Source organism: Paenibacillus sp. FSL R7-0333 (assembly GCF_038000365.1).
GTDB lineage: Bacteria > Bacillota > Bacilli > Paenibacillales > Paenibacillaceae > Paenibacillus_AQ > Paenibacillus_AQ silagei.
Map to the genome: position 1 here is coordinate 5428707 of NZ_JBBOBZ010000001.1, position 13376 is coordinate 5442082.

Consider the following 13376-nt stretch of genomic DNA (forward strand, 5'->3'; position numbering starts at 1 on the left):
GGCAACGGAGAAGTCTTATCTGTTAATATCCTTATCTTTAATAACTTCCAGCACAAAATGCTTATTCCTTCCGCTCCGTCCAGCCCAGGGTGTCCGGGCCGATTACAATTGTGCCGCTCGCATCTCCGTATACATAGGACAGCTCGACCCGCCGCCGCTCCGCATCCACCACGCAGGTGCTCACGTGCAGCGGACTGCTGCCGTCCGCCGTATCGCCAGGCAGGCACAGCGTCAGAATTCCAGCCTTGCCAGCCCAAGCCGCCCGGCCCTCTACTACCGGAATCTCCGATTTGGAGCCGTAGACCTCCGATACCCAGCCCTGCTCCTTACTCACCGTGAACTGTTCATCCTTCAGGCCGCTGGTCATCCAGCTCATATTCAGCTTCACTGTAGAGCCGGGATAGACCACGGTTGCTGTAGGCTGTGCGGCTCCGGCTGCGACTTCGGGTTCTCCGGCTCTGGTCACGGCTTCTCCAGCCGCTCCGGCTTCGGAAGACAGCTCCAGCACCGCCTCCGGGTGCAGATGGAACCGCTGCTCCAGCTCATGCTCGCCATCCGCCTCCAGCCAGTCGGCAATCAGCAGCAGCGGCACCTCCACGCCCAGCAGCACCCAGCGCCGGTGCATTACCGGACCGGGAAGACGGATGTATCCGTCATGCGCGGCATCAATGAAGTGGTAACGGCTGTTGCTCTCCCAGCGGAACGTGCTGGCCTTAGCCACAGGCTCGCCCCATTGCTGGGTAGAGATATACGGCGTCTGATCCAACCCGTCTATGGTAATAGTGTTGTGTGCCCGGGTGCTTTTGAAATAACGGCGCCATTCCCCTTCCTCATAGGTGTACCTCCCGGTATCGGTGAAGAGCAATTGCCCGTTCCACATCCACTCCAGATTCAGCGCATCGGCATGACCGTGCGCTCCGCCCATCTCTGCGGCATCGAAGAACAGATACTGCTGCGGATCCCGCATCACATAATACCCGGTCTGCACAAAAGCCACGCTGCTCACCGAAGGCGCAGACTCCGCCTGCAGCTGCACACACCGCTCATACGCCTCGGCTCCCAGCAGCCAGAGGCATTCTGCATTGCCCGTGCCGCGTCCAACCAATGCATCATCCTTCAGAATAGCACCCAGCAGCGTCAGCCGCTTGCGGCCGCTGCTAATCCAGTCGGAATCGCCGATCCCGGTGGACTGGTGATCCGGGCGGACCAGCGCTTCGGTGAACGCGGCCATCTTGCGGAGCTGCCCGCCGTACCAGGCGGAGAACGGGTGGCCGGATAACGCGCCCAGCAGATAAGGCGTCCCGAACATCTCAATGGCCGCATCATGATAATGGGTGGTCAGCTCAATCTGAATCCCTTCCGGCCCGACCTGATGCAAAAGGCACAGCTCCAGGCGCTCCCCGGCCAGCTGCCGCCAATACGGTGCGCGCGGATGCCCGTGATGGAAGACAGCAATCATATAGAGGCCCTGCATATGCATAATCGCATGATTGATCTCCGTGCTGCCCAGGTAGCGGGTCAGAAATTCAGCATGCTCCGCAAGCCCCTCCAGCAGCTCACTGCGGAAGTGTCCATCCAGCAGTGGGCTGTCCTCCATATATTTGTACGCAGAGATCCAGGACTGCACCCGCAGGCCGGTCTCCAGCAGACGCCATGGACCCAGCTTCTGGAAAAAGACCGCTTCCTCATACGACGGAATCACAGGAACCGGGTTCTGCTCGCGCCAGCTGCGGAAATGCTGCATAAAGGCCTTAACGTATTCCGGCTTGCCGTTCATCAGATAGGCCTTGCCCAGATCCAGCATATGCCAGTGGCGGTTGATGCCCCAGGTGAATTCGGGGTCGTTCGTAGGATTATGCAGCCAGTCTGCCACCGGCTTACCCAGCGGAATCCAGCGGCTCAGATCACCGGTATAAGGAATAATGAATTCATTGTTCACGGCATGCTCGGCAATCTGGACCGAGTTCTGCGCCTCGATGGGGAAATGACGGACATAATAAGCGGCAGCACTGCGCAGCTCAGGTGCACTCAGATAATAATCCTTCATTCCTGCTTCTCCAGGAAGTCCTCACGGAACGGATTGAACACATCCAGAATCACGGAATCCTCCAGTGCTTTCACACCATGCGGAATATTATAGCCGGCATAGAAGCTGTCGCCCGCCTTCAAAATACGCGTCTCCTCCCCGACCTTGACCTCAAAGCTGCCCTTCACAATATAGCTGATCTGCTCATGCGCATCATGGGAATGAACCTCCCCGATGCCGCCTTTGGCGAAGGTAACCTCCACCATCATCAGTGATCCGCCCCTTGCCAGCAGGGTGCGTGAACTGCTCTCATTCAGAACCGTCTTTGCGGCTTGGCTATTCTCTATAATCATTTCGGATCTGCTCCTCTCTATTAAGAAAAAAAGCGGCCGAATCTATCATGCATCGGCCGCCACCTGAACCTTACCTCTTATTCTTCGGTGGATAATTTACCCTGCAGCTTCGATGCGTCAAAGCTTGGATCGGCCACAATATCCGTTGCGCCGGAGGCTCTTGCTTTCTCTAATGAAGCATTATACCGGGTATCCAGGTCTTTGATAATGCTGTCCACATCGCCGCCGGTGAAAACGAATGCCGAAAACGCATCGCTCCATTTACTGCCTTCCAGTGACCCTTCTGTAATGGTCAGCGGGTTCGCCGGATAAATCGCGTCATAACGCTTCGGCAGGAAGCCTTCAATGCCGGGAATGCTTGGTTTTTTGCCGGAGCTGATCACTGTAGGGATCAGGGAGATGCCGTAGCCTTTTTCATAATACTCGCTCTGCAGGCTGTCGCTGTACACATACTCCATGAACTTCCACGCTGCTTCCTTATGCGTGCTGTCTGCGCTGATGCCGATGTAGGAGCCGCCGATGATCTGCGATGCACCCTTAATCGTTCCGTCCGTAGTCGGTACAGCAACGGCAGCCCAATTAGCGGTGGTCGGGAACTGGTCTTTGTAGACGCCGGGCTCTGCGGAGTGGTTAATGTACATGCCGATTTTGCCTTGGGCGAACTGCGCACGCAGCGGATCGATATCCAGGCTCTCTACGCCCGGCAGCATGCTGCCGTCTTCGTTCATCTGACGCAGCGCCAGCGCAATATCCTTGTACATGCTGAAGTCGAATTGTCCGGTCTTGTAATTGTAGCCGTCAATGCCGGTATTGTTGCTCGCGCCAGCTACGGTATTGGATGCACGCCAGAAGCCGCTTGAGCTCTTGAACGGGCTGGCGAAGCCGTATATGCCGTCCTTTTTGCCGGTTTCGGTAATCTTTTTGGCGGCAGCAACCATCTCGTCCAGTGTTTTCGGCGGATTCTCAATGCCCGCTTGCTTGAAGATATCTTTATTATAGATCAGTCTCCAGATCTGTCCGGTGTTGGGCAGGGTATAGGTCTTGCCGTCCACGGTATTCTTGTTCTCCAGCAGGCTGTCCTTGAAGGTCTCCTTCATCTCACTGCTCATATAATCATTGATCGGGGCCATGTAGCCTTTTTTGTAATAGGTCTGGAAGTCGTTGATCTGAAGCACATCAGGAGCCTGCTTACTGGCAAAAGCGATATCTACCGCCTGCGGATAATTGTCCCCCATCACGGTCATTTCCACTTCGATGTTATCCTTGTTCGTCTTGTTGAACTCCTCAATCTTGGATTTCATGAAATCGGCGTCGTGACGGTCGGGTGTCCAGTAAAGGATTTTGGTTTTGCCGCCGCTTGCTGCTCCGTTATCTCCCTTGGCGTCCGCCGGTTTGCTGTTACTTGCCGCGGGCTCCTTATTGCTGTCGGCAGCGCAGCCGGCCAGACTCAGTGCCAGCACTGTACTCATTGTTGCAACAACCCATTTTTTATCCATCGTTATGCCCCCTTGTGCTTGTCCTGACAACCTGCAATCGGCTATCTGTTAACGTAATCATAATGGTTCCGCTTTCAGTGGGGTGAGAGACATTCTAACTTTGTAAGGGGGGAAAAATGCTTGTCCCTGTTCCTTCAGCTCCTGCTTATTTCAGGTATTTCTGCCGGAACGCTGTGGGCGTAAGTCCGCAGTATTTTTTGAACAGGCCGCTGAAATACGGGCGGTCCTCATAGCCGAGCATCAGGGAAATCTCCTGCACCTGCGCCCCGGCAATCAGCAGCTCCTTCGCACGCTCCATCCGCAGCTTGGTAATATACTGAATCAGCGTCATGCCAGTCTCCTTCTTGAAGGCGCCTGCGAAATAGCTCGGGCTCAGATGGACGGCCTGCGCGCAGCTGTTCAGGGTCAGATTCTCCTCCAGATGCAGCCGGATGTATTCTCTGGCCCGGTTAATGGACTGCGTTACATCACGGAACTGCTTGCTATCGACGAATTCGCAGCCCATGCTGGCGAAGTGATTGATATAGCTTTTCCACCCGCCAAAGGTTAAAGAACGGTTCTCCTCCAGCGCCGTCAGGTCAGCCTCCAGCTGTATGCGCTCCTCCTCCGTGATTTCATCACAGAACGCCCGGTACATAGCGAAGGTCAGCCCGGACAACAGACGGACCATCGACAGCGGATCAGGATATCTGCCGGAGAGGGTCCACTGCCGGAAGATCTCGCCGATGATCTCATGACAGCCTTCTTCATTGCCGGATTTGAGCGCGTACAGCAGCTCCTTCACCTTCTCCTCAGGATAGTCCGGGGCTGCTCGGTTCTCCGGGTCCAGCTCCGTGAAGCGGAAGATACAATTCCCCTCACTGTAAAAGCGGTAGCCCAGCGCTTTGGCCGCATGCACGAAGGAGGCCCTGATCTCACGCGGTCCCCTTGCCGCTGTGCCAAGGCCGATCGAAACGGTATTCTTGCTGTATTTCTCCACATTCCCACGGCACAGCTCCAGCAGCTCTACCGTATCCACGGCCTCTGGCGGATTAAAGATCGCGGCCAGCCGCTGTCTGCTCTCGCGCAGTACAACGCCGCGCGTGTGCATTTTCAGCGTCTCGTCCAGGATGTTCTTGATCGCAAAAGGAATGATCTCACTGTCATCCAGATGCAAGGTGTACCCGTATTCGGTATAACAGTCCAGCTCAATAGCCATCACCAGCAGATTGCCGGCATCCAGGTCGATGCCGAGCTCCTGCCAGCGGCTGTCACTCAGGCTGATATTGGTCTCCTGGCGCAGCAGAGCGGTGAGATAATCCTGGCGCAGCTGCGAATGGCTGGCCATCATCTTCTGCTCCATTTGCTGTATCTGCTCTGCTCTCGTCCGCTCTTCTTCAATAGTCTGCTTCACCTTCAGCACAGCGGCCACAATCTCCGGCTGGGTGAACGGCTTCAGCAAATAGTCGGAGGCGCCCAGCTTGATCGCCTCCTGCGCATAGCTGAAATCCGAATACCCGCTGATGAATATGAATTTGGCCCGCAGCTTCGCTTCGGCAGCCCGTCTCATCAGCTCAAGACCACTGAGCTTCGGCATGCGGATATCGCTGATTACGATGTCGGGGTCCTTCTCCAGCAGCAGCTCCCAGCCCTGCTCACCGTTGCCGGCGGTACCCGCCACCTCGATTCCATGATCCGCCCACGGGATCGTTGAAGCAATTCCTTTGACGACAGTCTGAATATCATCCATTACGCACAAGGTCAATGGGTTCATGGCAGCCTCCTAGAGGATCGGTATCGTGACGGTTACAGTTGTAGCAATATCGGGAATGCTGCTGAAGGCAATCGATGCAGATTCACCGTAATGCAGGCTGAGCCTGCTGCGCAGGTTGGGTAAGGCATATCCCCTGCGCTCCGCTTCGGTGCCGTTCACCGCATTCGCAAGCTGAGCGGCATCCATGCCGCAGCCGTTGTCCGTGACCCTCAAAATCAGGAATCCGGCAGTGCGGTAGATGCGGATCTCAATTCTGCCTAGCTCCGCTTTGTCGCGGAAGCCATGCAGAATTGAATTTTCCACCAGTGGCTGAAGCAGAATCTTCAACATCCGCACGGACAGGCAGGCGTCATCCTCCACCTCAATCATATAAGTGAACAGATTCTCATAGCACTTCTGCTGGAGCTGCAAATACTGCCGGACATGCTGGACCTCCTGCTGGAGGGTCGTAATATCGTTCCCGTTGTTCAGCCCCAGGCGGAAGAGGAGCGACAAGGCGACGATCATCTCGCTGACATCGCTTTTCTCGCCATTCTCGCTTTTCCAGAAGATCGTATTCAGCGTGTTGTATAAGAAATGAGGGTCCACCTGCGCCTGTAACGCCTTGACCTCCGACTTGCGCTTCTCCTGCTCCGAGGTCCGCACCTCCTGAATCAGAACCTGAATCTGGTCCAGCATCCGGTTGAACTTATGGCCCACGGCGCTCACCTCATCCTCATACCGGCTCTGAAACCGTACATCCAGGTCGTTATACTCTACCTCTACCATCAGACGCTGCAGCTTGTTGAGCGGCCCCAGCAGTGCAGAGGCGAGCAGGTTAGACAAGGCCAACGCGACCACGGTACAGATCAGCATAATCCAGAAGATCAGCCAGCGGATCTGCTTCAGCGGCTGCAGCAGGTCCGCTTTGGACTGAATGCTGACCATGACCCAGTCCTCATTCATTGACAGCGTGCTGTAATTGACGAGCAACTCCTCGCTGGAGGCATTGATATAGTTGAAATCGCCAGCCGTCCCTTGGTTGAACCGGCTGACGAAATTCTGCTCCGTATTGAACGCGTAGGTCTGCGTCTCCGGCCGGATGACCATCGATCCATCCTTTTGCAGCAAAAAGAGCTGAACCTGATTATTCATCAGATCCTGCTCCAGGATGGACCTCATCGCCTCCTCCTTCATGTTCACAACCATATAGACGTCCGGGAAATTATGATTGTCAATTACCGTTGGCTTCAGCAGCAAAGAGAGCACCCGGCTCTTCGACTGAAACAGCTCGCTCTGATGCGCCCCCAGCCACAGGGTATTCCAGCCCGGCCGCTCCAGATAGCTCCCGTACTTCTCCTTGAAGTTAGTCTTCCGTTCGGGGAAATCCTTAGTGGAGTAAAAATCGCCAATCGGCGTACTGAGATAGGTCGTATCAATCAGCGGCTCCACCAGCTTAAGCTGGTCAAAAGAAGTCTGCAGCAGCGACAAATTCTGATAATAATGAGCGGAATTATTGTTGCTGACATCCTTCATCACTTGACCAAAGCTTTCGCCCAGCATCAGGGAAAAGGAAGAAACCACGATATGCCGGAGATGCTCGTCCATCACCTGAACCGATTTGTTCAGAATGCCTTGCTTCAGCTCAAGTGCACTGCCCTGAATGCTGCGCGCTGCGAAGAGATACGAGCCGACTCCGGTTACACTGATGCAGAGAATGGCGAGGAAGATGTACAGCACCTGAATTCTTTTCTTCAAAGACTGCTTGTAGAAACCGAGTTTCATCCGTGAACCACTCCTTGCCACCCATTGTAACAACAGTGCGGGCGGAACACTACTCTTTCCGGGACTACCCTTTGACGGCGCCGAGTGTGACCTGCATGAAGGATTTATTGGCGAACACATAGACCACCAGCAGCGGCAAAATGGACAGGCAAGCGCCGGCCATCATCAGCTGTACCTCTGACGCCGCTCCGATTCCGTAGCGCAGATTCGCCAGCCCGACCGGAAGCGTCTGGAGCTGGGGATTGCTCATCGTGAAGACCAGCGGCAGAATATATTCATTCCAGGACCCCTGGAACGCTCCCAGTCCGGCAACCGCCAGCGCAGGCCGCAGCAGTGGCAAGATGATACGCAGGTAGACAGAGTAGAAGTTGCAGCCATCGATCATCGCCGCTTCGTCCAGGTCGCGCGGAATGCTCTGGAAGAAGCCGATTAAGATGAAATAACAGGTGGCATGGGCGCTGATCAGGATAATAATGACACCCCAGAGCGTCTTGTTCAGGCCGAGCATAACCATCAGGTCAAATTGCGGACGCAGCACTACGGCCCCGATGGAGATGAACAGCGTGGAGGCCATGAGCAGGGAGTACGCTTTTTTGCCGATAAAAGACACCCGGTTTACGGCATAGGCGGACATCGAAGCCACCAGCAAAGTGCCGACAGTGGTGACCACGCTTACAAATATACTGTTCAGCGTATAGCGGGAGAAGTTGGCGTTCTTCCACGCTTCCAGGTAGTTCGAGAAATGCCAGCTTGACGGCCAGATGGTTGCACTGCCGGTCAGCTCCTGGTTCGTCTTGAACGAGCCCAGCACGACCATGATGATCGGGAACAAGGCCAGCAGGGCGGCCGCAATCAGAAAGATCCAGAGCACAGCCTTGCCGAGCAAGCGGGTCAGCAGCGGGGACATGACGGGACGGGTATGGGTATGAGTACGGGTGTTATTCATTCTGCTCTCCTCCTGTCGGTTCTAGTACACATCGTTTAATTTCTTGGAGATCCGGAAGTAGACCAGCGTCACGCCGCCCACAATGACCGCAGTGGTGAAGCCGACTGCGCTGCCATAACCGAGCTGCTGGATGGACTGTGCTTCCGCCGAGACCGGGAATAAGAGCTTGAACAGGTACAGGTACATGACTTCTGTTTTGCCGTACGGTCCGCCTTCGGTCAGCACCATAATACTCTCATAGCCCTTCAGCGAGATGGTGATCGCCAGCATGATAATCATCTGCATCACCGGTCCCAGCAGCGGGATGGTCACATTCTTCAGCTTCTGGAATTCATTCGCCCCGTCCAGCGAGGCCGCTTCGTACAGATCATTCGGAATGCCTTGGAGTCCCGCGAGGAACAACAGCATATAGTTACCGACCGCACCCCAGATAGCAATAATGATGGTGGTCATCATCGCATGGTCGGCGCTGAGCCAGCCAATCGGTTCGCTGATGATCTGGAAGCGGATCAGCAGCTGATTCAAGATCCCGTTATAGGAGTTGAAAATAATGAAGAAGACAATCGCCATCACCGAGGCGCTGAAGATCGTAGGCAGATAATAAACCGCCCGCAGGAAGGAACGCCCTTTCATTTTGCGGTTCAAGATAATCGCCAGCAGCAGCGACATCGGAATCGTCACCACGAGCTTGCCGAGCGCATAGATCCCGGTATTGCCGACAGAAGACCAGAACTGATGGTCGCGCAGCACCCGCCCGAAGTTATCGAGGCCGATAAATACAGGCGTCCCAAACCCCTGATAGTCATAGAACATATACCGCAAGGCCCACAGCAGAGGATAAATGCCGAACACCAGGGTCAGGAACAAGCTGGGAAATACGAAGACGTAGGCATGTATTTTTTTCTGTTTCATAAACGGCCCCCCTTAGAATCTGTACCTTGATTATAGAGGGTGCGCCTACGCTGCCGGGATAGGGAAATCAACTATTGAAAGGGGAGGATGTTACTGAGCTGGGGCGGCGGGGAGAGCCGGAGAGCAAGGCAATGGTGAATGGGGCGGGACTGGAGAGGGCGAGAGACGGGCGGCGCGCGGGGACGGGACTCCAGCGGGCGGCGTGAGACGGGTACGCCGTTGGCGGGACTAAGGCGAGTTTTGTGTTTTAGGTAGCTTTAGGTGTATTTGGTACAACTAAAAGCAGCCAAATTGGCGTGTTAACAGATTTAACTGTATTCTCTACAACTAAAAATCCGGTTTTCACCGCTTCAGTCACTCTAAGCCATTTTAATTGTACAGAATACAGCTATCACAGCTATTCTGGTTTTGAGCCATCTTTTAACTGTACCAAATACATTTATTTGTATTATTGCTAACGACCGTTCCCTCATCACACAGAACATTTGCCACCCCTCCCTTCCCCACTTGCATACTCGTCCCGTAGCCCTCCTCTCTGGACCCATTGTGTTCGGTTTTTCGCTATTCGGTTTCTCGCACACATTCGGCCGGTCGACTTTTGCGGCGTGGGCCAATAGACTACTTTCTTATTCCCCTGCCCAGCCTCACCACGGGGTGTCCACGTATGGTTGATGAAGATAGGACAACTGCTGATTTTGAGTCTAAACCCTATAAAAAAAGAGCCTCTATAAAAGAGACTCTTCCCGCAAAACCGGCTGGCCCGCCGGGTCTGACACTTCTATTTGCTGCGCACCTCGAAGATGGCGAACTTCAGATAATGCCCCTCGTCCACGCCGAGAATTTGCGGATGATCCTTGCCTGCGGCCCGCCATTCGATCAGCCTCAGCACCTTGCCGGCATCCTTAGCCGCCTCCATGATCGTATCGAGGAACAACTGCGGCTGCATGTGGTACGAACAGCTGGCCGTGACCAGATATCCGCCGTCATTCACCAGCTTCATGCCCTGCAGATTGATGTCCTTGTAGCCGCGTACAGCCCCTGCCACTGCACTTTTGGTCTTGGCAAAAGCAGGCGGGTCCAGAATCACGACATCCCACGTGCGTCCGCCCCCGGCGGTCATCGGCTTCGCGGTGTCCGCCTTGGCAGCCGGTTTGCTCCCATTTCTCTCTTCCGCCGCTGTGCCGCCCGTAGCCCGCTCAGTGCGTTCCTCCTGACCCTTGACCTGATTGCGCAGGAAGGCAAATGCATCATCTACCACGAATTCCACCCGGTCGCTGAACCCGTTGATCTCCACATTGGCCTTCGCACTCTCGATGGCATGCGCAGACACATCCAGGCAGGTTACCTTCTTGGCACCGTACTTGCAGGCATGCAATGTGAAGCTTCCCGTATGCGCAAAGCATTCCAGCACAGTCGCACCATCCCAGTACGGGAAGGTGACAGGCTTGCCGCTTTTGTTGACCGGCAGCGTCTGAAGTGAACCATCCTCGGCTGCTACGTTCTGCAGTGTAATTCCGCTGCGCCCGCCCCAGCCCTTCATCAGCGGAGCAATCGATGCTCTATTCTCCCGCTGATCGAAGAAGTAGCCGGTCTTCTGCCCCTCTTCAATATCAACGATGACCTTCAGCCCGTTCTCACTTACGGTAATGTGGCGCGGGCATTCGCCGTAGAGCACCCCCGTGGTCTGTTCCAGTCCCTCCAGCTCCCGCACACTGACATCGCTGCGCTCGTAGATGCCGCGCGGCGACATCACCTGCACCAGCGCCTCCACAATCTCAGAGCGGTGCTGATCCATAGCCAGTGTCAGCAGCTGCACTACAAGGACTTCACCGAAGCGGTCAATGATCAGCCCCGGCAGAAAATCCGCTTCCCCGTAGACCAGACGGTAAGCGTCCGCCCCCGGCAGGAAGCGTTCCCTGTGCCGCAGACAATCCGAGAACCGCTGTGCAAAAAACGCCGTGTCCATCGCCGCCAGCTTATGCTGCGACAGAATTCTTACCCGGATCTGCGAAGCCGGATTGTAATACCCCGTAGCCAGATACCGCCCCTGATGGGTCAGAACATCCACCAGTCCGCCTGCCTGCGGATCGCCGTCTACAGATGCTACTTCACTGGCGAAGACCCATGGATGGCCCTGCTCCAGTCTTTTTTTACGATTGCGATCAAGAATTACTGATGCCAATACCTTCAACTCCCTATTCTTGTTGCCAGATTAATATACATGTCCTATGCCTGGCGTTCATATATTGGTACAACCCCCGTTCAAAAAGGAGCCTGTCCTTATGATCCGTGAACTGTTATTCCCTGTCCTCTACGGTCTTGTCATATTCCTCGCCGGCATGAAGGTGATGGAAGCCTCGTTGTCGCGGCTGGCCGGTCCGCTGCTGAAGCGCAGCCTGCACAAGGCGACCTCCACACCAGCCAAAGGCTTGATAGTAAGCGCCCTGCTGTCGGCGCTGCTGCAGAGCAGCACCGCTGTAACGGTGCTGACCATCGGCATGGTCAATGCCGGGCTGCTGACCTATGCCCGCACGCTTGGCATTATTCTCGGCAGCAACATCGGCACCTGCCTGACAACGGAGCTGATCAGCCTGCAGATCAGCATGCTGGCCGCGCCGCTGCTGATCGCGGCGCTCTGTCTGTGGGCCGCCGCCGTGATGGCCGGCGAGCTGGCCCCGCAGTCCTGGCGTCTGCTTGAGGCCTGCCGCCGGATCTCGGGACCGCTGCAGTTCATCTGCCTCGCTGTCACCGGCTTCGCGCTCATCCTGTGGGGCATCGCGGTGATGCAATCCATCGGCCCCGCCCTGGAAGGCAGCGCCCTGTTCCGCTGGTTCCTCGGGCATGCCGCAACCAGCGCACTCTGGGGGCTGGCCGCCGGGGCCGTGCTGACGGCGATGGTACACAGCAGCGCCGCAGTCATCGGCATGGCGATGGGCCTCGCTGCCAGCGGCGTGATGCCGCCTGCACTTGGCATCGCCATCGTCCTCGGCGCGAATATCGGCACCTGCGTCACTGCCGTCATTGCCGCCATCGGCAGTACGCCTTCCGGCGTATTCGTCGCCTGGTCGCATGTGACGCTGAATATCGGCGGCGCCCTGTTGTTCCTGCCCTTCATAGGGCCGCTGCAATCCCTGTCCGCCTGGATTGGCGGCGGACCTGCCGCCCAGCTCGCCCATGCCCAGACTATTTTCAACGTCGTCTGTTCGCTTGGGGTACTGCCGTTATGCTATCTGCGCGTCTGGTCCAGGCTGGAGCAACGGCTGCAGTCCTGAGTCTTCCAAGAATCGTAACCGCAGTCCTCATTATACTTCAATCAGCCCTGCAGTACTAATCCAAAGCTTTATTGCATAAGGAATTTATCCTTATTGATTTTATAGGGATTTATACGCATAATTGTAACTAAGGGAGATGATTTCAAGGTTGAGTAAACAAAATATCAGCACAACAGTTTCAGGAGATTTAATTGTTACCCATCTAATTGGCAAGATTAACACAGATGATGTGAATGAATGGTTCCATGGATTCGAGCATGCTTGCCAGCAATTCATTTCCGAGAATCGGAAATACAAATTGCTGGTGGACCGAAAAGGATACACGCCAGATCATTTTTCTGTTCAAAAAGCATGGAAAGATAAGTTCTTCAATGAAACCCTATTGAATCACAGCAAGGCAATTGCGTTTCTCCTTGAAGAAGGGGAGATCATGAATTATTTACAACAATCCAACACCAAAAAATCCGTGAATTTTTTTGATAATTATGAACAAGCATTGATTTGGTTGAATGAGTATTCAATATAAAGCCTTACAAATTCCCAGTTCATTGTGAGTCAGCGCTCTGTCATAGTAACAATTTTATAGAATTACAGAAAAGATCCTAAAAAAAGACCCAGGGCCACCGATATTGGCTCCGGGTCTATATTTACATCAGCTTCTTAATCTTATCCAGTGGCAATTCAACGGCCTCGGATACCGCTTCCGGAGAAAATCCATTAAGCAGCAATTTATGGATGAGCTCCGCCTGACCTTCTTCTTTTCCTTCAGCTTTGCCCTCTTCATATCCCCAACGCTTCCAGGCTGGCATCAATTCCATAATGACTTCTCCCTCCTCCCTCCTTATTAATCTTGA

12 protein-coding genes are annotated in these 13376 nt (G+C 54.8%); 3 read left to right on the plus strand and 9 right to left on the minus strand.

Annotated elements, in window-relative coordinates; all coding sequences use genetic code 11:
- Positions 1 to 61 precede the first annotated feature (61 nt).
- From MKY86_RS22915 to MKY86_RS22945, 7 genes are all read right to left on the minus strand, one after another.
- The gene (locus tag MKY86_RS22915) at positions 62 to 2047 is read right to left on the minus strand and encodes an alginate lyase family protein (protein ID WP_076082536.1); all 1986 of its coding nucleotides are present in this window, start codon (positions 2045 to 2047) and stop codon (positions 62 to 64) included.
- Positions 2044 to 2379, minus strand: a complete 336-nt coding sequence (locus MKY86_RS22920) for a cupin domain-containing protein (RefSeq protein ID WP_076082538.1) — start codon at positions 2377 to 2379, stop codon at positions 2044 to 2046. The genes MKY86_RS22915 and MKY86_RS22920 overlap by 4 nt, the downstream gene beginning before the upstream one ends.
- 77 nt (positions 2380 to 2456) lie before the next feature.
- Positions 2457 to 3875, minus strand: coding sequence for an ABC transporter substrate-binding protein (locus MKY86_RS22925; RefSeq protein WP_076082540.1), 1419 nt, complete (start codon positions 3873 to 3875; stop codon positions 2457 to 2459).
- Between the two features lie 145 nt (positions 3876 to 4020).
- A complete protein-coding gene (locus MKY86_RS22930) occupies positions 4021 to 5628 on the minus strand; it encodes a response regulator (protein ID WP_076082542.1) in 1608 nt (535 codons plus the stop codon).
- 9 nt (positions 5629 to 5637) lie between these two features.
- Positions 5638 to 7392 carry a sensor histidine kinase gene (locus tag MKY86_RS22935; protein WP_076082544.1) on the minus strand — a complete coding sequence of 585 codons (1755 nt, stop codon included), beginning with the start codon at positions 7390 to 7392 and terminating at the stop codon, positions 5638 to 5640.
- A gap of 64 nt (positions 7393 to 7456) precedes the next feature.
- Positions 7457 to 8338 carry a carbohydrate ABC transporter permease gene (locus tag MKY86_RS22940; protein ID WP_081751106.1) on the minus strand — a complete coding sequence of 294 codons (882 nt, stop codon included), beginning with the start codon at positions 8336 to 8338 and terminating at the stop codon, positions 7457 to 7459.
- A gap of 21 nt (positions 8339 to 8359) precedes the next feature.
- The gene (locus MKY86_RS22945; RefSeq protein ID WP_076082546.1) at positions 8360 to 9250 is read right to left on the minus strand and encodes a carbohydrate ABC transporter permease; all 891 of its coding nucleotides are present in this window, start codon (positions 9248 to 9250) and stop codon (positions 8360 to 8362) included.
- A gap of 74 nt (positions 9251 to 9324) precedes the next feature.
- Here MKY86_RS22945 and MKY86_RS22950 point away from each other — a divergent pair, with 74 nt between their 5' ends.
- Complete coding sequence (locus MKY86_RS22950; RefSeq protein WP_340827523.1) at positions 9325 to 9456, plus strand: hypothetical protein; 132 nt, start codon at positions 9325 to 9327, stop codon at positions 9454 to 9456.
- Between the two features lie 572 nt (positions 9457 to 10028).
- Here MKY86_RS22950 and MKY86_RS22955 read toward each other — a convergent pair.
- A complete protein-coding gene (locus MKY86_RS22955; protein ID WP_076082548.1) occupies positions 10029 to 11432 on the minus strand; it encodes a class I SAM-dependent rRNA methyltransferase in 1404 nt (467 codons plus the stop codon).
- A gap of 100 nt (positions 11433 to 11532) precedes the next feature.
- On the opposite strand from MKY86_RS22955, the gene MKY86_RS22960 reads away from it, so the two are divergent.
- Together MKY86_RS22960 and MKY86_RS22965 are read left to right on the plus strand one after the other, a co-directional pair.
- Positions 11533 to 12522, plus strand: a complete 990-nt coding sequence (locus MKY86_RS22960) for a Na/Pi cotransporter family protein (protein ID WP_076082550.1) — start codon at positions 11533 to 11535, stop codon at positions 12520 to 12522.
- Positions 12523 to 12670: 148 nt separating this feature from the next.
- Positions 12671 to 13048 carry a SpoIIAA family protein gene (locus MKY86_RS22965; protein WP_036732199.1) on the plus strand — a complete coding sequence of 126 codons (378 nt, stop codon included), beginning with the start codon at positions 12671 to 12673 and terminating at the stop codon, positions 13046 to 13048.
- 121 nt (positions 13049 to 13169) lie between these two features.
- Here the strand turns inward: MKY86_RS22965 and MKY86_RS22970 are convergent, their stop codons facing one another.
- Positions 13170 to 13340, minus strand: a complete 171-nt coding sequence (locus MKY86_RS22970; protein WP_340827524.1) for a hypothetical protein — start codon at positions 13338 to 13340, stop codon at positions 13170 to 13172.
- Between the last annotated feature and the right edge of the window lie 36 nt (positions 13341 to 13376).

Excerpts from the sequence above, each read along its gene's own strand:
- MKY86_RS22915 (WP_076082536.1), bottom strand. The coding sequence starts at position 2,047 with ATGAAGGATTATTATCTGAGTGCACCTGAGCTGCGCAGTGCTGCCGCT.
- MKY86_RS22945 (WP_076082546.1), bottom strand. The coding sequence starts at position 9,250 with ATGAAACAGAAAAAAATACATGCCTACGTCTTCGTATTTCCCAGCTTG.
- MKY86_RS22960 (WP_076082550.1), top strand. The coding sequence starts at position 11,533 with ATGATCCGTGAACTGTTATTCCCTGTCCTCTACGGTCTTGTCATATTC.
- MKY86_RS22970 (WP_340827524.1), bottom strand. The coding sequence starts at position 13,340 with ATGGAATTGATGCCAGCCTGGAAGCGTTGGGGATATGAAGAGGGCAAA.
- MKY86_RS22930 (WP_076082542.1), bottom strand. The coding sequence starts at position 5,628 with ATGAACCCATTGACCTTGTGCGTAATGGATGATATTCAGACTGTCGTC.
- MKY86_RS22920 (WP_076082538.1), bottom strand. The coding sequence starts at position 2,379 with ATGATTATAGAGAATAGCCAAGCCGCAAAGACGGTTCTGAATGAGAGC.
- MKY86_RS22935 (WP_076082544.1), bottom strand. The coding sequence starts at position 7,392 with ATGAAACTCGGTTTCTACAAGCAGTCTTTGAAGAAAAGAATTCAGGTG.
- MKY86_RS22925 (WP_076082540.1), bottom strand. The coding sequence starts at position 3,875 with ATGGATAAAAAATGGGTTGTTGCAACAATGAGTACAGTGCTGGCACTG.
- MKY86_RS22940 (WP_081751106.1), bottom strand. The coding sequence starts at position 8,338 with ATGAATAACACCCGTACTCATACCCATACCCGTCCCGTCATGTCCCCG.